At 34.6% G+C, this 25,289-nt stretch carries 16 protein-coding genes; 10 read left to right on the forward strand and 6 right to left on the reverse strand.

Going from position 1 to position 25,289, the window contains the following annotated elements; genetic code table 11:
- Positions 1-846 precede the first annotated feature (846 nt).
- The 7 genes from WFZ86_RS19200 to WFZ86_RS19230 all read left to right on the forward strand — a co-directional run bounded on the left by WFZ86_RS19200 (position 847) and on the right by WFZ86_RS19230 (position 9,818).
- Complete coding sequence (locus WFZ86_RS19200) at positions 847-1,677, forward strand: 1,4-dihydroxy-2-naphthoyl-CoA synthase (RefSeq protein WP_078212935.1); 831 nt, start codon at positions 847-849, stop codon at positions 1,675-1,677.
- 135 nt (positions 1,678-1,812) lie between these two features.
- Positions 1,813-2,775, forward strand: a complete 963-nt coding sequence (gene menA, locus WFZ86_RS19205) for a 1,4-dihydroxy-2-naphthoate octaprenyltransferase (protein ID WP_342693445.1) — start codon at positions 1,813-1,815, stop codon at positions 2,773-2,775.
- Between the two features lie 135 nt (positions 2,776-2,910).
- Entirely contained in the window at positions 2,911-3,588 is a 678-nt protein-coding gene (locus WFZ86_RS19210) for a metal-dependent hydrolase (protein WP_342693446.1), read from the forward strand.
- Between the two features lie 140 nt (positions 3,589-3,728).
- Positions 3,729-4,928, forward strand: a complete 1,200-nt coding sequence (locus WFZ86_RS19215) for a tetratricopeptide repeat protein (protein ID WP_342693447.1) — start codon at positions 3,729-3,731, stop codon at positions 4,926-4,928.
- 155 nt (positions 4,929-5,083) lie between these two features.
- Positions 5,084-6,133, forward strand: a complete 1,050-nt coding sequence (locus tag WFZ86_RS19220; RefSeq protein ID WP_342693448.1) for an o-succinylbenzoate synthase — start codon at positions 5,084-5,086, stop codon at positions 6,131-6,133.
- Between the two features lie 10 nt (positions 6,134-6,143).
- Positions 6,144-6,611 carry a CYTH domain-containing protein gene (locus WFZ86_RS19225; protein ID WP_342693449.1) on the forward strand — a complete coding sequence of 156 codons (468 nt, stop codon included), beginning with the start codon at positions 6,144-6,146 and terminating at the stop codon, positions 6,609-6,611.
- 288 nt (positions 6,612-6,899) lie between these two features.
- A complete protein-coding gene (locus WFZ86_RS19230; RefSeq protein WP_342693450.1) occupies positions 6,900-9,818 on the forward strand; it encodes a starch-binding protein in 2,919 nt (972 codons plus the stop codon).
- A 68-nt stretch (positions 9,819-9,886) separates the two neighbouring features.
- Here WFZ86_RS19230 and WFZ86_RS19235 read toward each other — a convergent pair whose 3' ends face one another.
- The 5 genes from WFZ86_RS19235 to WFZ86_RS19255 all read right to left on the reverse strand — a co-directional run bounded on the left by WFZ86_RS19235 (position 9,887) and on the right by WFZ86_RS19255 (position 18,590).
- A complete protein-coding gene (locus tag WFZ86_RS19235) occupies positions 9,887-11,044 on the reverse strand; it encodes an L-lactate MFS transporter (RefSeq protein WP_342693451.1) in 1,158 nt (385 codons plus the stop codon).
- Positions 11,045-11,073: 29 nt separating this feature from the next.
- Complete coding sequence (pflA, locus tag WFZ86_RS19240) at positions 11,074-11,856, reverse strand: pyruvate formate-lyase-activating protein (RefSeq protein WP_342693452.1); 783 nt, start codon at positions 11,854-11,856, stop codon at positions 11,074-11,076.
- 91 nt (positions 11,857-11,947) lie between these two features.
- Positions 11,948-14,182 carry a formate C-acetyltransferase gene (pflB, locus tag WFZ86_RS19245; RefSeq protein WP_342693453.1) on the reverse strand — a complete coding sequence of 745 codons (2,235 nt, stop codon included), beginning with the start codon at positions 14,180-14,182 and terminating at the stop codon, positions 11,948-11,950.
- A gap of 349 nt (positions 14,183-14,531) precedes the next feature.
- Positions 14,532-15,911: a 30S ribosomal protein S6--L-glutamate ligase gene (gene rimK, locus WFZ86_RS19250; RefSeq protein WP_342693454.1), complete on the reverse strand. Its 1,380-nt coding sequence runs from the start codon at positions 15,909-15,911 to the stop codon at positions 14,532-14,534.
- Positions 15,912-16,040: 129 nt separating this feature from the next.
- The gene (locus tag WFZ86_RS19255; protein WP_342693455.1) at positions 16,041-18,590 is read right to left on the reverse strand and encodes an ATP-dependent Clp protease ATP-binding subunit; all 2,550 of its coding nucleotides are present in this window, start codon (positions 18,588-18,590) and stop codon (positions 16,041-16,043) included.
- Between the two features lie 259 nt (positions 18,591-18,849).
- Here WFZ86_RS19255 and gyrA point away from each other — a divergent pair, with 259 nt between their 5' ends.
- Together gyrA and WFZ86_RS19265 are read left to right on the forward strand one after the other, a co-directional pair.
- Positions 18,850-21,477 carry a DNA gyrase subunit A gene (gene gyrA, locus WFZ86_RS19260; protein WP_342693456.1) on the forward strand — a complete coding sequence of 876 codons (2,628 nt, stop codon included), beginning with the start codon at positions 18,850-18,852 and terminating at the stop codon, positions 21,475-21,477.
- Between the two features lie 26 nt (positions 21,478-21,503).
- Positions 21,504-22,778: a tetratricopeptide repeat protein gene (locus WFZ86_RS19265; RefSeq protein WP_342693457.1), complete on the forward strand. Its 1,275-nt coding sequence runs from the start codon at positions 21,504-21,506 to the stop codon at positions 22,776-22,778.
- Between the two features lie 91 nt (positions 22,779-22,869).
- Here the strand turns inward: WFZ86_RS19265 and WFZ86_RS19270 are convergent, their stop codons facing one another.
- On the reverse strand, positions 22,870-23,958 hold the full coding sequence (locus tag WFZ86_RS19270; RefSeq protein WP_342693458.1) for a M42 family metallopeptidase: 1,089 nt from the start codon (positions 23,956-23,958) through the stop codon (positions 22,870-22,872).
- An 80-nt stretch (positions 23,959-24,038) separates the two neighbouring features.
- Between WFZ86_RS19270 and WFZ86_RS19275 the strand changes: the two genes are divergently transcribed.
- Positions 24,039-24,713 carry a DUF4294 domain-containing protein gene (locus WFZ86_RS19275; protein ID WP_342693459.1) on the forward strand — a complete coding sequence of 225 codons (675 nt, stop codon included), beginning with the start codon at positions 24,039-24,041 and terminating at the stop codon, positions 24,711-24,713.
- The last annotated feature ends 576 nt before the right edge of the window (positions 24,714-25,289 follow it).

Raw genomic sequence — 25,289 nt, forward strand, 5'->3', positions numbered from 1 at the left:
CTTGCTCAACTTCTCTAACGATTTGAAGTTTTAAGGACATGCTGTAATCTCGCTGGGTGCGCTTTACATAATTCGTGTATTCTTCCATAACGATTGTTTTTGTGTATCGCTATTTCAGGACGGGACACATAAAATAAAAAAAAGGCTAATCGATATATACGGTTAGCCTTTTCTCTTTTGATGACAAGATTGTCTTCAAAAAGGATGCATTCTTAAGGTCTTTGTATCACCTGAAAAACAACAGTTATTGCTATAAAGGAACTGCTTGTAATAGATTAACTTAAGTGTAAAATACCTATTGAATGTTTTGTCTTTAAATGGAATTTTCGATTGGTTCAGAATAATAGAATTAACCTTGCAATAAAACCATTAGTCTATTATATATATTGTAAGGATTCGATTTCGGTAAACTCCCTTATTTCTTTTAGGTAACCAAATTGAAAACGCTTATTGTTGACTGTAGGTGCTACTATTATGTTCTAAAATACTTTGCAAACGAATCATCCATTTGCCCAATTGTTTTTGAAGTAGATTTTATCATTCTTTCCGAAAAAAATTGAGCGACATTTTTTTTAACTAATTTCAAAAGCTTTCATTTTTTAAGGTTAATAATTCAGTGAAAAAATCCGCGCTAATCTAAGCTCAAAAAAAAGAAGTACAACGCTGATTAGCAATAATTAAAAGTACTGATTTTTTTAGTTCGTCTTTGTTAAAAAACTGAATTTCTGACCAATTTTAACACTTCAAAAAGATTCGTCAGATTAGGATTATCAAAGCTTATTCAATAAGAATAGTTTAAAATAGAAAAATGCTTTATTTTTACACTAAAATTTAAAATTGTAACTAATGGAATGGATTACCGCTAGAGAATTTGAAGATATCACGTATAAAAAATGCAATGGTGTGGCCAGAATTGCATTCAACAGACCCAATGTTCGCAACGCTTTCAGACCCAAAACAACTGCTGAATTATATCAAGCTTTTTATGATGCACAAGAAGACACTTCTATTGGAGTAGTCTTGTTATCTGCCGAAGGTCCTTCTACTAAAGATGGAGTGTATTCGTTTTGCAGTGGAGGAGACCAAAATGCGAGAGGTCATCAAGGCTATGTGGGAGATGATGGTCAACATCGTTTAAACATTCTAGAAGTACAACGTCTTATCCGTTTTATGCCAAAAGTTGTTATTGCGGTAGTGCCAGGATGGGCTGTTGGTGGTGGACACAGTTTACATGTAGTTTGTGATATGACTTTAGCTAGTAAAGAACACGCTATTTTTAAACAAACCGATGCCGATGTGACTAGTTTTGATGGCGGTTATGGTTCAGCGTACTTGGCCAAAATGGTAGGACAGAAAAAAGCCCGTGAAATATTCTTTTTAGGACGCAATTATTCTGCCCAAGAAGCTTTTGAAATGGGAATGGTGAATGCTGTGATTCCTCACGATGAATTAGAAGAAACGGCTTATCAATGGGCACAAGAGGTATTGGCAAAATCACCAATGGCAATCAAAATGCTTAAATTTGCTATGAATCTAACGGATGATGGTATGGTTGGACAACAAGTCTTTGCCGGAGAAGCCACTCGTTTAGCCTATATGACCGAAGAAGCCAAAGAAGGTAGAAATGCATTCCTAGAAAAACGCAAACCTAATTTCGAAAAGAAATGGCTGCCTTAAAAGTTTATAGTTGTTCAATGGTTTAAATTTGTTTGAAATAGTTTAAAATTGTTTAATAGTGAGCGTGTTAAATTATTTTTTAAACCTTTAAACAACCTTAAACTTTTAAACATTTTAAAAACAAAAAATTAAAAAATGAAACACTGGATTCAAGCCGCACGATTAAGAACTTTACCATTATCCGTATCGGGAATAATTGTGGGGAGTATGTATGCCTTAGTGCATCCAACAGAAGCTATTTTAACACCAACCGAAGTGTTCAATTGGTCTATTTTAGGCTTTGCTTTGCTTACCACTTTGGGGTTACAAGTTTTGTCAAACTTTGCCAATGATTATGGAGATGGCGTAAAAGGCACCGATAACGAAGATAGAGTAGGACCTAAACGAGCTATTCAAAGCGGAGTGATTTCTGCCCCAGCGATGAAGCGTGCCATAATCATCACTTCGGTACTAACGCTTTTATCTGCCATTGCATTAATTTATATTGCTTTTGGAGACACGAATTTTGTGTATTCCTTATTCTATTTAGTACTTGGAGTTTTGGCTATTGCCTCAGCTATCAAATATACTGTTGGGACTTCGGCTTATGGGTATCGAGGATACGGAGACGTTTTTGTGTTTGTATTCTTCGGTTTGGTAAGTACACTTGGGGTTAACTTTTTGTATTCTAAGCAATTGGATTTTGATTTGTTTTTGCCTGCCATTGGCATCGGATTATTGAGTGTTGCAGTACTTAACTTAAACAATATGCGAGACGAAGCCTCGGATAGAAAATCTGGAAAGAATACAGTCGTGGTACAAATGGGTGGAGAGAAAGCTAAAAAATACCATTATTTCCTAATTATCACTGCAATGGTAGTGTTTGTTGTCTTTGCTTTACTCAATAATTTTAATATCGATCAATACTTGTTTTTACTAGCCTATTACCCTTTGGTAAAACATTTGGATACGGTTAAAAAGAATACCAACCCAAAAGAATTAGATCCTGAATTGAAAAAAGTGGCTTTAAGCACGTTCTTGCTGTCCGTACTTTTTTCATTATGTATGATTTATTTCTTTTCAGACGTTATCGTGAATACTTTTATGGGTGGTCGATAAGACTATAATTTAATCTATTAATTTTTCAATTATTTTATTTATGAAATCGCCATTAACAATAGGTTTGTTGCATGCAAACATCGATAAATAAAAGGCGATACCATATATGACTATTAACAAATAACTTTTACATATATGAAAATTACATTCTACGGACACTCTTGTATCGGAATTGAAGTGGCAGGAAAATATATTTTGGTAGATCCATTTATTACTGGAAACCCAAAAGCTAGCCATATAAATATAAATGAACTAAAAGCAGATTACATTTTGATTACCCACGCTCATTTTGACCATGTGCAAGATGTCGAGGCTATTGCTAAACGCACGGAGGCTGTAATTGTTTCTAATTGGGAAATTGCCAATTATTTCGGTGCTAAAGAACTAAAATTCCACCCGATGAATCACGGTGGAAGCTGGACTTTCGATTTTGGAAAGGTAAAATATGTGGCTGCGGTACATTCAAGCGCCTTCCCAGACGGAACTTACGGTGGCAATCCTGGTGGATTTGTAATCGAAGGCGAACACAAAAACATCTACATCTCTGGCGATACAGCACTGACAATGGATATGAAATTAATCCCAATGCGTACCAAGCTAGATTTGGCGATTTTCCCAATTGGCGATTGCTTTACGATGGACATAGAAGACGCTATTATTGCTTCGGATTTTGTAGAATGTGATAAAGTGCTAGGCTGTCATTTTGATACTTTTGGTTTCATCGAAATCAATCACGAACAAGCCATCAAGAAATTTTTCGACAAAGGAAAAGACCTGATGCTTTTATCCATTGGCGAGTCGATAGAATTGTAGTTCATCTGGTATAGTTAGAGTTAGGAGCTATTTCCTGCTGTACACTATATCTCTTGTGGCGAACCCCGCCACAAGAGGATGCCGTTCCCATCAGGGCTAGGGCTGAGTGCATTCATCACGATTTGTTTTATATTTTAATTATGATTAAAAAAACATTCCTTTTACTTTTTACAGTATTTTGTTGTTCTCCATCACTTCTAGCTCAAAAAACGGGCTATTGGGACAAAGAAAGAGCAACTTCCAAAGAAATTATAGTTTCCGCAAGAGACCGAATCATCATCAAAACAGAAGACTTACCCATCGGAACCACCGAAGTCGTGTATCGCATTACTTTACTAGACGAAAACCAACAAATGGCGGGAAGTTTGGTTTCAGTACTAAAATCCATTCCAGACCCTACTGGAATTAGTCAAGGTTCTGCGGGTGCGGTGTTTATCTTGTCCAAAATCTCTGGTGATGATAAATGCCAATACGCTATTTTTTCTTCAAATGCTGCTGCTACAACCTATCAAAAAACGGGGAGTACCACAGAGGCTTGCTTTTTGCAAGAAACCCCTTTGAGTAAAGATGCGAAACGCTTATCGACGGATAAGTCTACTTGCTTGCAATCCAATGCCATTTGGTTTGGTTTCGAAAGCAAGAATTGGATTATGAAGCAAAAAATAGTGTTAGAGGTTGTGCCTTGGGTCGATTATAAATTGAGCCGTGGCTGGAACGCAAGCAACCGAAAAAATATTATCGAGCAATGTAAAACCTCCACAATGGCACAAAAAATGACCAATTCGGACGACTTTTGTGTTTGTGTTTTAGATAAAATCCAAAACAAATACACCCACACCGAGTTTCAAAAGCTATTAAAAGAAGAGCGTAACAAAGCTTTCAAAGATTTTGGTAACAGTTGTTTTGGTGAATCAAGCGTGTCTAATACAACCTATGCAGACGCAAGGAAGCAGGCGAGCCTATTAGCCAAACAAGGGAAACACGGCGAAGCCATCACCAAACTAAAAATGATTATCAATGATGGCAAAGGCAAAGTGCAAGATTATAATGCTATTGGAACCAGTTATTTGTTGACAAAGCAATACGGCAAAGCCATTAAATTTTTACAAGACGGCGAACGCTTAGACGATACTGAGTTGTTGATTAAGTTGAATTTAGCCCACGGGTATTTGTTAAACGACAACTACAAATCTGCCAAAACGATTTACAAAAAATACCAAAATCAAAACGTTACCGACAGTTTGAGCTGGGTAGAAAAGACAAAAATCGACTTTGAAACCTTTCAAAAATTAGGAATTAAATCCGATGATTTTGAGAGAGTATTGAGTTTATATAATTAAAAGATGTCTCATTGTTGGAACGCGAATGACACGGATTTTTAAATTAAAACTAGCAAAAAATTGCCTAGTCCGTCTTATTCATTTTCCATCATCAAAATTGAAGCTAGTAAGATTGTAAAAAGAATAATTCTACCAACTTTTTAAAACATACCATTTTGAAAGCTACTTATCATAAATACTTACTCGATTTTAAACGGCCGTCAGGAACGTCACGCGGAATACTGACTACCAAAGAAACGTGGTTTTTGGTGTTAGAAGAAGATGGAAAATGGGGAATAGGAGAGTGTGGTATTCTTCGAGGATTAAGTGCGGATGATCGTCCGGATTATGAAGCAAATTTGCAATGGGTTTGTGAGAACATACACTTAGGTGAAACTGTTTTGTGGGAAGCTTTAATGGAATTTCCTTCCATTCAATTTGGGGTCGAAATGGCTTTTTTGTCGCTCAAAAGCGAAAATCCATTTTTACTTTTCCCGTCGGATTTTACTTCGGGCACGCAATCTATAGTGATAAACGGACTCGTTTGGATGGGGGAACCTTCGTTTATGAAAGCCCAAATTGAAGAGAAAATTGCACAAGGTTTCAGTTGTATAAAACTCAAAATCGGAGCTATTGATTTTGAAAAAGAGCTGGCTTTGTTGGGGTATATTCGCACTCATTTTTCCGAAGATCAAATAGAAATTAGGGTAGATGCTAATGGTGCTTTTGGTTTAAATGAAGCTTTCTATAAATTGAATCAATTGTCTGGTTTTAAGTTGCATAGTATTGAGCAACCGATAGAAAAAAACAACACTGACACTATGACAGAGCTATGTAAAACCACTCCATTTCCTATTGCTTTAGATGAAGAACTCATAGGTGTATTTTCTCTTGCTGATAAAGAACAATTGCTGAAAGATATTCAACCGCAATACATTATTTTGAAACCTAGTTTTGTGGGTGGTTTTAGAGGAACTCAAGAATGGATTACTTTGGCAGATAAATATAAAATTGGCTGGTGGATTACTTCAGCTTTAGAAAGTAATATTGGCTTGAATGCGATTGCGCAATGGACGTACCTTCAAAATTCAAAAATGCCTCAAGGTTTAGGAACTGGAGCTTTATATACCAATAATTTTGATTGCCCTTTGGAAGTTGAAAAGGGACAGCTTTGGTACAGAAAAAGTTCAGATTGGCATTTTGATAAAACTATTTTTCATAACTAAAATATTCCAAATGATAGAAATTGAAAGAAAATTTCTAGTAACCTCCACTGATTTTATATCTCAAGCTTTTGCTCAAAATAGAATCGCTCAGGGGTATATTAGTAAAAATCCCGAGCGAACAGTTCGTGTAAGAATAAAAGGTGATAGAGGTTTTTTAACCATCAAAGGAAAAGGCAATGATAGTGGATTGTCTCGTTTTGAATGGGAAAAAGAAATCGCAGTTGAAGAAGCGCAGCAATTGATGCATTTGTGCGAGAAAGGAACCATTGATAAAACGCGCCATGAAATACAATCTGGAAATCACATCATCGAAGTCGATGTTTTTTATGGAGAAAATGAAGGCTTAATAATGGCGGAAATAGAATTGTCATCTGAGTCAGAAACGTTTCTTAAACCTGAATGGTTAGGAGAAGAAGTTACCAATGATCACCGTTATTACAACGGCTATTTGAGTGAGCATCCGTTTAAAAGTTGGTGATTTAATTGTAATTATATCTATGTAAAAGCTACCTCTGTTTGAGGTAGTTTTTTTTTGCTTTGTAATAGTTATTTCTTCTTTTTTTAGATAATAATGTCATAATGTTGACTGTAAAATTATTGTTTTTGAGGACTTGAAAATTTATCAACAATTTAAGAAACTACAACGTTTGAGTTGAGTATAATGTAAAAATATTGCTCAAATAAAGAAAGTTGTTTAAAAAAGTATGTTAATAATTAGTAATTTCATAAAAAATACACACTTATTAACCAAATAACAACTTACAAAATGAAAACAAAAGTTACTTTACTTTTAGTACTGTTATCTTGTTTTTTTACCACTCTTTTTGCGCAGAACGTCGCAAATGGTCGAGAGGTAATGATACAAGGATTTCATTGGACAACCGATGTGTCAACCACCAAATGGTATGACGTAGTAAAAAACAATGCAGCCAACTTACAAAACGCAGGTTTTGATGCTATTTGGTTGCCTCCACCAAGTAAATCAACGGGCGGGATGGGCTATATTCCAACTGTATGGTACGATCTGAATAATGCTCAGGGTACACAAGCACAATTGGTCTCCTTGATTACTGAATTGCACAATAAGAATATAAAAGTTCTTGCTGACATTGTAGTAAATCATAGAGGAGGAACTTTAGGATGGTATGATTTTTCTACCCCTTCTTGGAATACACCTACACAGACTTGGTCTATTTGTAATAATTCTAATATTAGTGCTTCTGGCCAAAAAGGAACTGGAAATCCAGATTATGACCCTGCACAAGCGGGCTTAAAGTCTCCAGGAACAACAGGTTTGTTTACTGCAGCAAGAGATTTGGATCATTCTAATGTTGAAGTTAGAAACGGAATCAAAACTTGGATGCTTTGGTTGAAAAATCAAATCGGTTTTGATGGCTGGAGATATGACTTCGTTCACGGATTTGATGGTAAATACATTAAAGAATATAATGATGCAACCTCACCTTATTTTTCAGTTGGTGAATTGTTAGAAGGTGACCGAAATAGAATCGTAAAATGGTTGGATTATACTAAGGGAGGAACCAATACGGCTTCTTCGACTGCATTTGATTTTGCAACCAAAAGTGCATTGCAAAACGCATTTAATGATAATAATTTAAGTTATTTAAAAGATGGTTCTGGAAAGGCTTCAGGTTTAATTGGTGTTTGGCCAGATAAAGCGGTTACTATGCTGGATAATCACGATACAGGACCAGTGCCTTACGGTCAGGATTTATGGATTTTTCCGGGATCTAAAGTATTGAATGGTTATGCTTATATTTTAACGCATCCAGGAACTCCTATGGTTTGGTGGCCTCATTACTTCGATTGGGGAATCAGAACCGAAATCGACAAAATGATCAAGTTGAGAAAAGATAATTTGTTAAGCAGTACTTCAACGTTGAATATTGTTGCTGCAACCAATAATCTTTATGCTGCTATTATTGATAATAAAGTAGCTATGAAATTAGGTTCTGATAATTGGTCTCCTTCAGGAACAGGCTGGACGTTAAAGATTTCTGGTAATAATTTTGCTATTTGGGACAAATTAGGTGTTGTTGATGTGCCAAGTCTTACTGTAAGTCAAGTGGGAGGGGTTTTTACAACTGGAACAACGGTTAGTACTACTTTAACAGCAAATAATCCTACCTCTACTATATACTACACTCTCGATGGTACAACACCAACTATTGCATCACCATCAGCTGTTGGTTCTTTAACACTTTCAATAAATACTACTAAAACGCTTAACGCTTTTGTTAGAAATACTGCGGGAGTTAACTCTGCAATACGAACAGAAACCTATACTTTTGGTACGCTACCAACATTTACAGTGTATTTCAAAAAGCCAGCAAATTGGAATGCTGCTGTAAGAGTGTACTATTGGTCTCCAACAGGAACAGCGCCAGCGGTAGCTTGGCCTGGTATTGCTATGACTAAAGATTGTGGAGATTGGTATAGTTATACTTTCCCATCAACGGTTAGCGCTTCCAATTTGTTGTTCAATGACGGAACGCTCAAAACCGCTGATTTAACTGCAACTGCCGGAATCAAATATTTTGATGGAGCTTGGTTAGCAGGAGAGCCAGCCAATCGTTGCCCAAGTATTGCACCTGAAATTACTATTTCCCCAGTAGGAGGAACTTTTGCAACGGGTACTACCGTAAATGTAGAAGTAAAAGCAAATGCAACGACATCTACTGTGTATTATACGTTAGATGGAACTACACCAACTACAGCTTCTGCATCGGCTATTGGAACAAAGAATCTTGTTATTTCAAGTAATACTACTTTAAGAGCGTTCGCGGTTAATACAACTGGAGTTAGTTCAGCAATAAAAACGGAGACCTATACTTTTGTTACTCCAACTACGTTTACTGTATATTTCAAAAAGCCTGCAAATTGGAATGCTGCTGTAAGAGTATACTATTGGGGTACAACAGGAACAGCACCAACAGTTGCTTGGCCTGGAGTTTCAATGACCAAAGATTGTGGAGATTGGTACAGTTATACTTTCCCATCAACAGTTAGTGCTTCAAATTTATTGTTTAATGATGGAACCCTAAAAACGGCTGATTTAACTGCAACCGCAGGAATTAGATATTATGATGGTGCTTGGTTGACTGGAGAACCAGCGAATCGTTGTCCTGTTCAAACAACGATGACAGTTTATTTTAAACCTCCAACTAATTGGACAACAACACCGAAAATTCATTATTGGAATGCTGTTCCTGCTGGAAGTGCAACAAATACTACTTGGCCTGGTGTTAATATGACTTTGGATACCAATGGTTTTTATAAACACACTATAGTAGGGCCTACATCAGTAAATATTATTTTTAATAATGGCTCAAGTGGAACAGCAAATCAAACGCCTGATTTGTTAAACAAGACTAATGGATTTAGTTATATTTGGGGGGCAACCCAAAAAACTCAAGCGCTAAAACCTACTCTTACAACCAATGAAATTTTAGTTTATCCTAATCCAGTTCAACAATCATTACAAATATCTTCTGCTTCTAGTGTGATAAGATATAGTGTGATTTCAACTCAAGGGGCTTTGGTTTTAGAGGGGACTTTGAAAGATAGCACTATAGATATGACTAGTTTAAGTACTGGGATGTATTTTGTGAAATTGCAACTAGAAAATGGTGAAGAGGTATTTCATAAAATTGTAAAAAAATAGTTTGCCATATTTTTTTATGCAAAGAGCTCATTGTCTTTTGACTTTGAGCTCTTTTGTTTTTTTAATATCTAAAGCATTTTTTTTAGCCAAAATCCAACAAATAAAGCTATTCCGATTAGAAGTGAGAATAAATAAAAAATTGTGATTTCATGAGTCAACCCCAAAAGTATTGGGCCAACAAAAGCTGCAGCAGACCAAGCGGTTAAAATGTAACCAAAAACTTGTCCATAATTTTCTGCGCCATAGATTGATTTTACAAATGATGGCATAGTAGAAAAACCTGCACCATAACCAGCAATAATGATATAAGTGACTATTTGAAAGGAGGTACTATTAGTAGCTACAATAGGAATCAAAGCAAAACAAATCATATTTATAGTCAAAAAAATCATGAAGGTTGACCAACAACCAATTTTGTCCGAGATACTGGACCAAAACAGACGTCCTAAACCATTGAACAGCCCTATGATAGCTACAAATAAAGTAGCTTGAGTAGCTGTCATTCCTACTACTTCTTCTCCTAATATTGCTGCTTTTGAAATAATTGCAATTCCACCACAAACATTCAAAAAGAGTAGTAACCATAGTGTAATAAAACGCTTGTCTTGAATAATTTCTCTTGCTGTCAATATTGTAAAATGTTCTTTTGAATTGTTTTCTATTGCTGGGTTTGCTAAATAAAAAGCACTTAATAGCATACAAAGGCCATAAACGATTCCTAATAATAAAAATGAACTAGACAAGCCTATTGAGGCATATAGTGGTCCAATTATAAAAGAAGCTAACAAAGATCCTAAAGCAAAAGACATAATTATTATCCCAGATGCTAGACCGGGTCGATCTGGGAACCATTTTACAACTGTATAGACTGGAACAACATAACCAAATCCTAAACCTATTCCTTGTAGTACACCAAAAGTGAGGTAGAATAGTTCAATGGAAGCCCATTTTACGGCGAAACTGCTTCCAATCAAACCGATTATTATAAAGATTGCTCCAATGCTACCTGCTTTGGTTGGGCCAATTTTCTGAGCAAATTTCCCCATAAATGCTGCGGTAAGTCCAAGGAAGCAAATGGCCAAACTAAAAGCGGTTTTGGTATCGTGTGCATCCCAATTCAATTCTTTGGATAATGGTTCTATCCATTTACTGTAGGCATAGATAGAGCCTATTGACAGTTGCATAATCATTCCTGCAACTACCATTAAATATTTATTTTTTGACATTTTATATAATTGTTTTGAAAAATTTTAGTTTATTTCACCACAACATTTTCGAAGTATTGTTGGAAAATAGCGGTTGTTTTTTGGATAATTTCTTCTGAGGGTGAAGGAACATCAGCGAAAGCGTATTCGAATTGTAATAAATCCCATTTGTGTTTTCCCATTTGATGAAATGGAATGATTTCTACCCGTTCTACTGTTTTAAAGTCTGAAAAGTATTGTCCCCATTCATGTAAATATTCTTCTTGATCGGTCCAACCTGGTACCAAAACATAGCGCAACCACATTGGTTTTCCGGTTTGTTCACGGTATTTGGCAACTTTTAGTGTGGTTTTGTTTTTTAACCCCGTGAGTTTTTTATGCCAATCATTATTGATATGCTTAACATCCAATAATAAAATATCGGTCTTGTCTAGCAATTCTTTTGTTTGTTCGTCTAAAACACGACCATTAGAATCTAAACAAGTTGAGATTCCATTGAGATGGAGTTTTTCAAAAAAAGGAATCAATTTAGCTCTTTGAAGTAAAGGTTCTCCTCCAGAAACGGTAACTCCTCCATTCTCTGCAAAAAAGAGTTTTTGATTGATTGCTTTTTGAACCAAATCATCAATAGGAATAAAAGAACCTCCATGAACATCTAATGTATCTGGATTTTGACAATATAAGCATCTAAATTGGCAACCTTGGACAAAAATCACCATTCGAATTCCAGGACCATCATGTGTGCCAAAAGTTTCTAAAGAATGTATGCGTAGCAAATCAATATCTGCATTATTTAAGGCTTCATCATGTTGGGATTGTTCAGGAAAATACATAGGTAAAAAGAAATTTATTAAAAAACCTGTTTAGATTAAGTGTTCTAAACAGGTTTTGAAGTTAATCATTCACATTGAATTTTATACTTAATTACATTCTATCGTGGAAAGTTCTGCTAATTACTTCCAATTGATGCGCTTTTGACAAACGAACGAAGTTTACAGCGTATCCAGAAACACGAATTGTTAATTGAGGATAATTTTCTGGGTGTTCATATGCGTCCATCAAAGTTTCTCTATTTAAAACATTAACATTCAAATGATGTGCGTCTTTACCAAAATAAGCGTCAAGAGTAGTTTTTAAGTTCAAGATTTGATCTTCTTTTGTAGACCCTAATGACTTAGGAATCATTGAAAAGGTATAAGAAATACCATCTTGAGCATCATTGTATTTCAATTTACTTACAGAGTTTAAAGAAGCGATAGCTCCATTTACATCTCTTCCATGCATTGGGTTAGCTCCAGGAGCAAATGATTCTCCGCCTTTTCTTCCATCAGGAGTAGCTCCAGTATTTGTACCATACATCACGTTAGATGTGATTGTTAGTAAAGAAAGGGTAGGAGTGGCATTTTTATATGTTTTGTGTTTTCTTAATTCATCAATAAATAAACTTGTAATTTCAATGGCAATATCATCAACACGGTTGTCATCATTACCAAATTTAGGGAAGTCGCCTTCAATGTTGAAATCTACGGTTAATCCTTGTTCATTTCTGATAGGTTTTACTTTTGCATATTTTATTGCAGATAATGAGTCGGCAATGATTGAAATACCAGCGGCACCATAAGCAATATCAATAGCAGGATCACTATCAATTAATGCCATTTGAGCTCTTTCATAATAGTATTTGTCATGCATGTAATGAATGATAAACATTGATTTAGCATATACTCTAGCTACCTCTGCCATAGTTATTTTAAAAGCAGTAAATACTTTGTCATAGTCTAACACTTCATCATTCATTTCTGGAATGTTGTTGATAACTAAAGCGCCTTTGTCTTCTTCGCGTCCACCATTTAAAGCCATTAATAAAGCTTTAGGTAGGTTAGCACGTGCTCCAAAATGTTGAATTGATTTACCAATTTTTTGATAAGACACACAACATGCAATTCCGTAGTCGTCAGAACCTCTATTGGCTTTCATTAAATCATCGTTCTCATATTGTAGAGAAGAGGTGTCGATAGAAACTTGAGCACAGAAATCCTTGAATCCTTTTGGTAGGTTTTGTGACCAAAGAATAGTTAAGTTTGGTTCTGGTGAAGCACCTAAATTATAAAGGGTTTGTAAAAAACGGAAGGAAGTTTTAGTAACTTTTGTTCTGCCATCATGGAATTGTCCTCCAATAGCTTCAGTTACCCATGTTGGATCTCCACCAAATATTTCGTCATAAGCTCCTGGACGTAAATGACGAACTACTCTGAGTTTCATTACGAATTGATCAATGAATTCTTGAGCTTCTTCTTCAGTAATTAAACCACTTTTTAAATCTTGTTCAATATAAATGTCCAAGAAAGACGAAACGTTACCTAGTGACATTGCAGCACCATCTTGTTCTTTAACGGCACTTAAATAAGCTAAATAAGTGAATTGAACCGCTTCATAGGCAGTAGTAGCAGGTTTAGATACATCGACACCATAAGATAATGCCATAGTTTTCATATCTTGTAATGCTTTGATTTGGCTGGTGATTTCTTCACGTAAACGCACTTTGTGTTCGCTCATTTCTCCAGCAACATTAGCAAAATCAGCTTTTTTTGCATCAATTAATGCATCAGCTCCATATAGGGGTAAACGTCTAAAGTCACCAATAATTCTTCCTCTAGCATAATTATCAGGTAAGCCAGTTAAAACGTGTTTAGAACGATATATTTTGATTTCCGTATCATAAGCGTCAAAAACAGCTTGATTATGGTCTTTAGCGTAATTGAAGATGTCAGAAACTCTTTCTGATACTTGTAGCCCTTTTTCTTTAACTGCTGACTCTACTAATTTGATTCCACCAAATGGTTTCATAGCTCTTTTGAGTAAAACATCAGTTTGAAGACCAACAATCACTTCATTTTCTTTATCAATATACCCAGGGCCAAAAGCTGTAATATTAGAGATGGTCTCGGTATCGATGGCTAAACAACCGTTATTTTGTCTTTCTTTTAATAATTGTTGTTTACATGCCTCCCACAATTTTGTGGTTTTGTTTGAAGGTCCAACTAAAAAATCTGCAGTTCCTTCATACGGAGTTATGTTTTTTACTACAAAATCATAAACATTAATCGTTGTAGTCCAATTTCCCTTTTTAAACGTTTCTGTATTTGTTACAATTTCCATTTCATTAATTTTTTTAATGTTCTTAAGATACTTGTAATCACTTACTTAGGTAAATGAATACATTCAAATTTACGAAAAAAAAGCCTTGAAAAATAAGGCGAAATTAAAAGTGTCAAATGTTTTTGTTTTCATTAAAAAGACCTCAGAATTGGTAGGAATTCAAGCCTTTTTTTTTGCTTTATTTATTTTTATAATACATCTATCTCATAATGTTCGATGCTTATTTTGTAATTCTTTGAAAAACACATTTTTTTTTGATTAAATTTTGACTAGACTACCCTAAAATAATGAGTCCACTAGTAATTTTTTTGAAGAAATTTCTAGTGAACCCAATATTTTTTAGTCTCTTTTAAACTACTGCTTTGCTTTTAAAGTTTTTCTCGATGGCTTTTATCATTTCACCAGCAATATCCTTGTTGGTTGCGCCTTCAATTCCTTCTAATCCAGGAGAAGAATTTACTTCGAGCAATAAAGGACCTTTAGAAGAGCGAATAATGTCTACACCTGCTACTTTTAAATCCATGGCTTTAGCCGCTTTTATAGCGATTCTTTTTTCTTCACTGGTGACCTTAATTATTGAAGCTGTTCCACCAAGATGAATATTAGCTCTGAATTCGCCAGGCATTGCCTCACGTTGAATAGCTGCCACTACTTTTCCATCAATTACAAAGCAACGAATATCTTTTCCATTTGCCTCTTTTATGAATTCTTGTACTAATATATTAGCATTTAAACTTTTGAATGCATTAATAACACTCTCTGCTGCTTTCTTTGTTTCAGCCAAAACTACACCTTTTCCTTGGGTACCTTCGAGTAGTTTTACAATTAAAGGAGGACCACCCACCATTTTTATTAAATCGTTGGTATCTAATGGAGAATTTGCAAATCCAGTGGTTGGTATGTCGACGCCATTGTTAAGTAATAATTGTAAAGAAAAGAGCTTATCTCTAGATTGTGTTATCGCCGTTGATGAATTAAGACAAAATACTTTTAAGGCCTCAAATTGACGGGTCAAAGCACAACCATAAAAAGTAATACTTGGACGGATTCTTGGAATTATAGCATCAAATTGATTTAGGATTTTTCCACCTCTATAATGAATTTCTGGTGTTTTGGCGTCTAATTTCATATAACATTCTTTGATGTTCAAAAAATGCATTTCATGTCCTCTCATTTCACCAGCTTCCATGATTCGTTTATTACTATACAATTCTGGATTACTAGCCAAAACTCCGATTCGTAAGCCAGAACTTGCTTTTTCGGCATTCTTATATAATTCTTTCAGATTATCTGCAGAGGGTTGTCCTAATAAATATTTTTGCTCAGGATCTACCAAAACACGTCCACTCATAGCTTCACGACCTAAAAGCATTCGAAATCCCATTGAATCTCTGTTGGTCAATGTCATTTCTATGTTCCATGTGTCGTCTCCAATTTTTAATAAGGTCTGAATCACATAGCGTTGTTCTCTATAACCACTGGAACTTTTTACAATTCGTTTGTCTACTAATGGCGCCTCACAATGAATAACAGTTTTGTTGTTATTTTGTATGGGATTAATATCGAATTTAACCCAATTGCTATCATTTTTGATAAAAGGGGCAATATTTATGGCATGTAAAGCTGAAGTTTTGGCTCCCGAATCGACTCTAGCTTTGATAGTAGGAATATTTAGGTCAGGGAAAGAGCACCATTCTTCACTTCCTAAGATGACTTTGTTTTGTAGCATACAACAAGTTGTTTAATAAAAACTTCAAAAGTAACTTTTTGTTTTTTAAAAAAGTTAAATTAATATAAAGAATTAGCCCGTTATGTAGTAAAAAAACATAACGGGCTAAAATAAATAATTTGTTTTAATTTATTGATTTGTAGGTTCTTCTGCTTTATTGACGTTAACCGTTAACTCAGTAGCACCTTCTTCAATGTCCATAAAGATTTCGTCACCAGCATTAATTTTTGAAGTTATAATTTCTTCGGCTAGAGCATCTTCTACATATTTTTGGATGGCTCTTTTTAGCGGTCTTGCACCAAATTGTTTGTCAAAACCTTTGTCAGCAATAAATGCTTTTGCTTTGTCAGAAAGATTCAAGGTGTATCCTAAATCTTTGATTCGAGCGTATAGTTTTTTTAATTCAATTTCGATAATCAAGTTGATGTCTTCTTTTTCTAATGAATTAAAAACAATAACATCGTCGATTCGGTTTAAAAACTCAGGAGCAAAGGTTTTTTTCAATGCATTTTCGATAATACTTTTTGAATTATCTTCGGCTTGAGCAACCTTTGCTGCGGTACCAAATCCAACACCTTGTCCAAAATCTTTTAATTGTCTCGCACCTACATTTGAGGTCATAATGATAATCGTATTTTTAAAATCGATTTTACGCCCTAAACTATCTGTTAAGAACCCATCATCTAATACTTGTAGCATCATGTTAAATACGTCTGGATGTGCTTTTTCTATTTCATCCAAAAGTACAACACAATATGGTTTTCTTCGTACTTTTTCTGTCAATTGGCCACCTTCTTCGTAACCTACATATCCCGGAGGTGCTCCAACTAATCTTGAAATAGCGAATTTTTCCATGTATTCACTCATATCGATTCTGATTAAAGCTTCTTCAGAATCAAATAATTCTTTTGCAAGTACTTTGGCTAATTGTGTTTTACCGACTCCAGTTTGGCCTAAGAAGATAAACGAACCAATGGGTTTGTTGGGATCTTTTAAACCAGCTCTGTTTCTTTGAATGGAACGAGCTATTTTTAAAACAGCTTCATTTTGTCCAATTACTTTATTTTGAATAAGCTCTGGTAATTTAGCCAATTTATTACTTTCTGTTTGAGCAATACGATTAACTGGAATCCCTGTCATCATAGAAACAACATCAGCAACATTATCTTCTGTAACATTGATTCGGTTATTTTTTGAGTCTTCTTCCCATTGCTCTTGAGCAATAGCTAAATCTTTTTCTATTCGTTTTTCATCATCACGTAGTTTGGCTGCTTCTTCATATTTTTGTTTTTTGACAACTAAATTTTTCAATTCGCGCACATCTTCTAATTGACGCTCCAAATCTAAAATCTGCTTTGGAACATCTATATTAGTGATATGAACTCTTGAACCTGCTTCGTCTAAAGCATCAATAGCTTTGTCTGGTAAAAAGCGTTCCGACATATATCTGTCAGTTAGTTTTACACAAGCTTCTATTGCTTCAGGAGAATAGGTAACATTGTGATGTGATTCGTATTTATCTTTAATATTATTTAAAATAGTAATTGTCTCTTCAACCGAAGTGGGTTCCACGATTACTTTTTGAAAACGTCTTTCTAAAGCTCCGTCTTTTTCTATGTATTGGCGGTATTCATCCAGTGTAGTTGCGCCTATACATTGAATTTCACCTCTTGCCAAGGCGGGTTTGAACATATTAGATGCATCTAATGAACCTGTTGCTCCTCCTGCACCAACAATGGTATGAATTTCATCTATAAATAGAATGATATCATCGTTTTTTTCTAATTCGTTCATTACCGCTTTCATTCGTTCTTCGAACTGTCCTCTATATTTTGTTCCAGCCACAAGGCTGGCTAAATCAAGAGTAACTACTCGCTTATTGAATAAGATTCTAGAGACCTTTTTTTGAATGATTCTTAGGGCTAGTCCTTCTGCGATGGCAGATTTTCCAACTCCTGGTTCACCAATCAAAAGAGGATTATTCTTTTTACGACGGCTTAAAATTTGAGATACGCGTTCAATTTCTTTTTCGCGACCTACTACAGGATCTAATTTTCCTTCTTCGGCCATTTCTGTTAAATCTCTCCCAAAATTATCTAAAACAGGTGTTTTAGATTTTTTGTTGGATTTGTTTATAGGGTTGTTGAAAGTCCCTTCTTTCAGACTGTCATCTTGTCCTGAATCATCATTGTATGATTCGTTTTTTGGCAAGTTATCGATGTAATCTTGTTCGTTTGGAGTCATATTCAAATATTGTTCTTTAGCTAAATCATAATCTATTTTTAGTTTATTTAATAGCTTGGTTGTGGGATCGTTTTCGTTTCTCAAAATGCACAAGAGTAGGTGTGCAGTACTGATTGAAGTGCTCTGAAAAACCTTGGCTTCAAGAAAGGTTGTTTTTAAAGCTCTTTCGGCTTGTCGTGTTAAGTGTAAATTCTTTTTTTCAAGATTTACTTCTAGGCTAATAGGGCTAGCAGGGCTAAGAATTTCAACTTTTCTTCGAAGATGTTCTAAATCTACATCCAAATTGTTTAAAATATGGATAGCCTTTCCGTTTCCATCACGCAAAATGCCTAACATCAAATGTTCCGTTCCAATAAAATCATGACCTAATCGTAAGGCTTCTTCTTTACTGTACGTAATAACATCTTTTACTCTAGGGGAAAAATTGTCATCCATGTGGTATATGTTTTATATGTGTAAATTTACTGATTTACTATTTATAAACAAAAATCATTCCTAGTAATATCAGGTGTCAGCTAAGTGACAAAAATAATAATAAAATATAAGTTAAAATGGACGAAATTTATTAACTATTATAGGGTTTTTTATTGTTAATAAATTAGAGAAATTAGACTGTTAAAATACCTGAAAAAAGTTCAGAAAGCCGTATATTGGCACGTTTTGAAATTAATATAATTATTTAATATAACAACTTATGTCTGAAGGAGAAAAGTTAATTCCTATTAACATTGAAGATGAAATGAAATCAGCTTATATCGACTATTCGATGTCTGTAATCGTATCCAGAGCACTTCCTGATGTTAGAGATGGTTTAAAACCTGTACATCGTAGAGTGCTATATGGAATGTATGATTTAGGAGTTTTTTCAAATAAAGCCCATAAAAAATCCGCAAGAATTGTCGGTGAAGTTTTAGGAAAGTATCACCCACACGGAGATACTTCTGTTTATGATGCCATGGTTCGTATGGCTCAGGAATGGAGTATGCGTTATTTATTAGTTGACGGACAAGGTAACTTTGGTTCTGTAGATGGAGATAGTCCAGCGGCAATGCGTTATACTGAAGCGAGAATGCGTAAGATCTCTGAGGAGATTATGGCAGATATCGAAAAAGAAACCGTTGATTTTCAATTGAATTTTGACGATACTTTATACGAGCCTAAAGTAATGCCAACTCGTGTTCCTACCTTATTAATTAATGGTGCGACAGGAATCGCTGTGGGTATGGCTACTAATATGCCTCCGCACAATTTAACCGAAGTAGTCAATGGAACGTTAGCTTATATTGATAATAATGACATCGAAATTGATGAATTAATCACTCATATTAAAGCGCCTGATTTCCCAACAGGAGGCATTATATATGGTTATGAAGGAGTACGAGAGGCCTTTAAAACAGGTAGAGGTCGAATCGTAATGCGAGCCAAAGTAGGTTTCGAAGAAGTAGACGGAAGAGAATCTATCATTGTGACTGAGATCCCATATCAGGTTAATAAAGCTGATATGATTAAGCGTACGGCGGATCTAGTGAATGAAAAGAAAATTGAAGGTATTGCCAATATCCGAGATGAATCAGATAGAAACGGTATGCGAATTGTTTATATATTAAAACGTGATGCAACCCCAAATGTGGTTTTAAATACGCTTTATAAGTATACACAATTGCAATCTTCTTTTAGTGTTAACAATATTGCTTTAGTGAATGGAAGACCTCAAATGTTGAATCTTAAAGATTTGATTCATTATTTTGTAGAACACCGTCATGATGTTGTAATAAGAAGAACACAATTCGAGTTAAGAAAAGCGGAAGAGAGAGCACATATTTTAGAAGGGTTAATCATAGCTTCTGATAATATAGACGAAGTAATTGCATTGATTAAAGCTTCTAAAAACACAGAAGAAGCAAGAGAAAAATTGATTGAAAGATTTAAACTTTCAGATATCCAGGCTCGTGCAATTGTTGAAATGCGATTGAGACAATTAACAGGTCTTGAGCAAGATAAATTGAGAGCGGAGTACGAAGAAATCATGAAATTGATTGACCATTTACGTGCTTTATTGGCTGATGTTAATTTGAGAACCGCCTTGATAAAAGAAGAATTGATTGAAATTAGAGATAAATATGGTGATGCTCGTCGCTCTTTAATTGAATACTCAGGGGGAGATGTAAGTATTGAAGATTTAATTGCAGATGAGAGTGTGGTGGTAACCATTTCTCATGCAGGATATATCAAACGTACTAATTTGAGTGAATATAAAACACAAAATAGAGGAGGAGTTGGTCAAAAAAGTGCTGGAACAAGAGATCAAGATTTCTTAGAGCACATGTTTGTAGCAACCAATCATCAGTACATGATGTTCTTTACTCAAAAAGGAAAATGTTTCTGGATGAGAGTGTATGAAATTCCTGAAGGAAATAAGACGGCTAAAGGAAGAGCGATTCAAAATTTAGTTAATATTGAAAGTGATGACAAAGTAAAGGCGTATATTTGCACACAAGATTTAAAAGATAAAGACTACATAAATAGTCATAATTTAATTATGGTGACTAAGCAAGGTCAGGTTAAGAAAACTTCTTTAGAGAAATATTCAAAACCACGTGTGAATGGTGTAGCTGCAATTACGATCAAAGAAGGCGATGAATTGTTAGAGGCGAAATTAACCAATGGAGAAAGTCAAATCATTTTGGCGGTTAAATCTGGAAAATTAGTTCGTTTTGAAGAAACAAAAACTCGTCCAATGGGAAGAACGGCCTCTGGTGTTCGTGGAATTACGTTAAAAGATGAATCCGACGAAGTTATCGGAATGGTTACAGTGGATAAAGAAGATATAACTGATTCTCAAATTTTAGTAGTTACAGAGAATGGATACGGAAAACGTACCAAGTTGGTAGACGAAGATGGAGAGGATGTGTATCGAATTACAAACCGTGGAGGAAAAGGGGTTAAAACATTGAATATCACTGAAAAAACGGGTAAGCTAATCTCTATTAATGCTGTTACTGATGCTGATGATTTGATGATTATTAATAAATCTGGTTTAACCATCAGAATGGCTATTGAAGACTTGCGTGTAATGGGTCGTGCCACTCAAGGGGTGAAATTGATTAATTTAAAAGGAAACGACTCGATTGCAGCAGTAACAAAAGTAATGAAAGATGAAGCAGATGAAAATGATAATTCTGAAAACTCAGCAGTCGAACGCGTAAAACCAGTACTTGAAGTTCTTGAAGATGATACTGCTGAAGAAGATGAAGAGGATGATGAAGATGATGTAGTAGAGGACGACAGCGACGAGGAAGATGAAATAAATGATGAAGATTAATAAATAATAAATAAAAATAGAATACCATGAAAAGTAAATATGTATTACTCGCGTCAATTATGTTGATCTCAGTAGCTACTTTTGCGCAAAAAGATCAAATTAAAGCAGCTGAAAAAGCATTAAAAGCGGGTAAATCCGATGAAGCAAAAACAATTTTGTTAGATGCTGAAACGGTTATAATAAATGCTACCGAAGCTGAAAAAGCACAATACTATTTTGTTAAAGGAAATGTGATGTTAGATTTAGCTAACAAAAGTGTAGATAAAGATGCTAATTTATCATTAGCAGCTGGAGCATTTCAAGAGTTGATCGAAGTAGAGAAAGCTTCAGGAAAATCAAAATATACAGCACAAGCTACTAAATCTGTAATAGATATCAAATACAAATTGATTAATGAGGCTATTGTTGATTCAAAATCAGATAAGTATGAAGTTGCAGCCAAAAAATTGTATGATGCCTATCAATTGGATAAAAAAGATACAATTAATTTATATTATGCAGCATCAACGTATGTAAATGCAAAGAATTACGATGCAGCTCTTAAAAATTATGACGAGTTAAAGAAACTTAACTATTCAGGTAAAGGAACTAATTATTTTGCAGTAAACAAATTAACTTCTCAAGAAGATATGTATTTAACAGCTGCCGAAAGAGATCGTATGATTAAATTAGGTACGCACGAGAAACCAAGAACAGAAGTTATTCCTTCTAAGAGAGGTGAGATATATAAAAACGTAGCATTGATTTTGGTGCAACAAGGTAAATCTAAAGAAGCTCAACAAGCAGTTTCTGATGCAAGAAAAGCTAATCCAGAGGATACTTCTTTAGCTTTGACAGAAGCGAACTTATACTTAGAAGCAAAAGATTTTGAAACTTATAAAAAATTAGTATCTGATATATTAGCTAAAAACCCAAATGATGCTGATTTAGTTTTTAATTTAGGTGTTTTAAGTGCAAATGCAAAAAACAATGCTGACGCTGAAAAGTATTATAATAGAGTAATTGAAATTAATCCAGCTTATACTAATGCTTACATTAATATTGCTGCCTTAAAATTAGAAAATGAGAAGCCTATCATTGATGAAATGAATAAATTAGGTACATCTACTAATGATATGAAACGTTATGATGTTTTGAAGAAAAAAAGAGAAGAATTGTTTAAAAGTACTATTCCTTTTCTTAAAAAAGCTGTGGATTTAGATCCGAAAAATGTTGACGTAGCAAAAACACTTATGAATGTTTATAGCGCATTAGAAATGACGGCTGAGTACAAACAATTAAAAGCAAAAATTAATAGTTAAATTTTTGATTTACATAAAAAAACGCCATTCTTTTTTTGAATGGCGTTTTTTTATGTGATTTGTAATAACTGAAAATTAATTTCATTGACTCTTATTTAAAATAAGAAAATGTTTCATTGTTTTCTATTTTTAATAAGGTTTCATAGATTAACTGGATTACGTTTTCTACGTCTTTACGATGAACCATTTCTACAGTTGTATGCATATAACGCAATGGTAATGAAATTAACGCTGATGCAACCCCTCCGTTACTATATGCAAAAGCATCAGTGTCAGTTCCAGTAACACGTGAAGAAGCAAGACGCTGGAAAGGAATTCCTTTTTCTGATGCTGTGTTCAAAATGAGCTCTCTAAGGTTGTTTTGAACAGCTGGAGCGTATGTTATTACAGGACCTTTTCCAATTTTGGTTTCGCCTTCAATCTTTTTGTCGATCATTGGTGTTGTTGAATCGTGACAAACATCGGTAACTATGGCGACATTAGGTTTGATGGTTTGCGTAATCATTTCAGCTCCTCTCAATCCAACTTCTTCTTGAACTGCATTGGTTATATATAAGCCAAATGGAAGTTGTTTTTTGTTTTCATGTAATAATCGAGCGACCTCGGCAATCATAAAACCTCCCATTCTGTTGTCAATAGCACGACAAACAAATTTGTTTTCATTCATAATCATGAATTCATCAGGATAGGTTATCACGCAGCCAACATGTACGCCGAGTTTTTCAACTTCTTCTTTGGTTTCACATCCTAAATCAATAAAAATATTACTTGTTTTTGGATTTTCTTCTTTGTCTCTACTGCGAGTATGTATGGCTGGCCAACCAAAAACTCCTTTAATTATGCCCTTTTTGGTATGGATATTTACTCGTTTTGAGGGGGCAATTTGATGATCCGAACCGCCATTACGGATTACGTAAACTAATCCATCTTCGGTAATGTAATTTACGTACCAAGCAATTTCATCCGCATGTCCTTCGATTACAACTTTGAAAGGTGCTCCAGGATTGATGACTCCAACAGCAGTTCCGTAGGTGTCGGTGATGAAAGTGTCTACATAAGGTTTTAGGTATTCCATCCAAATTTTTTGGCCTTCAGATTCAAATCCAGTAGGAGAGGCGTTATTTAAATATTTTTCCAAAAAAGCCAATGAATTGGCGTTTAATATTGATTGTGAATTCATAAAAATTATTTTTTGCTAATTTATAAATTTGGCATCAGACTTGTATAAAAATTTATAATTTTGAATTATAAATTTTTATCATGAACCGAATCTATATTTGTTTGTTTTTCTTTTTTTTATTTCTTACTACACAAGCCCAGAATGTTCCTAAAGAAAGCGAAAAAAAAGACCCTGCCCTTATTGAGAATGATAGTATACTTAGTGATACTATTTTGTTGCCCGAAATAATTATAAGTAAAGAAAAATTAAGTCTTGAGGATAAAAAGCAATTTTTAATTCTTCAAAACCGAGTGTATAAAACGTATCCTTATGCTAAACTTGCTTCCGAAAGATTAGTGGCGCTCAAAAAAGGAATGTCCTATTTAAAAACAAACAAAGAGAAAAAAAAGTATTTTAAAATCGTCGAAGATTATTTAACGAATGAATTTGAAGCTAAACTAAAAAAGCTGTCACGAAAACAGGGGCAAATTTTAGTGAAATTGATTCATAGACAAACTGGTATTACTACATACGATCTGGTTTCGGACCTAAAAAGTGGATGGAAAGCATTTTGGGCCAATACCACTGCTCGAATTTTTGATATAAATCTTAAGACAAAATATAAGCCTTATGAAGTAAATGAAGATTTTTTAATTGAAACGATCTTAGTAAGAGCTTTTGAAACGGGAAGACTTCAAAACCAACCACCTGCGGCCCCAGTAAATTATAACGACTTGAATGAGGCTTGGCATGTAAAAGCTATGCAACTTAAATAGGTAGTTTATCTCAATTAAACAATCGAATTTATTTTCTTTTTTTAGGAGCTATTTCCGGCTGTCCGTTCTATCTCTTAGGGCGAACCTCGCCCCAAGAGGATGTCACATATATAATGTATGGATACATTATATATAATATAGATAAAGTAAGGGTGTAATAATGTTTTCTACTATATAGGTAACAATTAGTCTTATTTTGCCCTGAAATCAGAATACGTGGTGCGTTTAATGGCGGTAATTGCGCTTTAAAAGCGGTATACTTGTTATGAACCACTTTTTTTGAAAAGCTAATGTTTTTATTAAATAATGATTATCAATGTTTTATTGTTGCATTAAAAAATAAATCAAAAAAAGGTTTAAAAAAGTCTTGTTAAAGTAAAAAAAGGTGTTACTTTTGCACCCGCAACAACGCAGACGTTCTTTTATATACTGGCAAGTTATTGATATAATCGGGAAGAGATTTTCGAAAAAAAAAATATCAAAAAAAGCTTGTGAGAAATAAAAACGTTACTTACCTTTGCACCCCGCAAAACACGGAAAGTTCCTTGAGAGATTGATAAGAGAAAGAGAGATAAA

Origin of the sequence: Flavobacterium polysaccharolyticum (assembly GCF_038739875.1) — a bacterium.
Taxonomy (GTDB): domain Bacteria; phylum Bacteroidota; class Bacteroidia; order Flavobacteriales; family Flavobacteriaceae; genus Flavobacterium; species Flavobacterium polysaccharolyticum.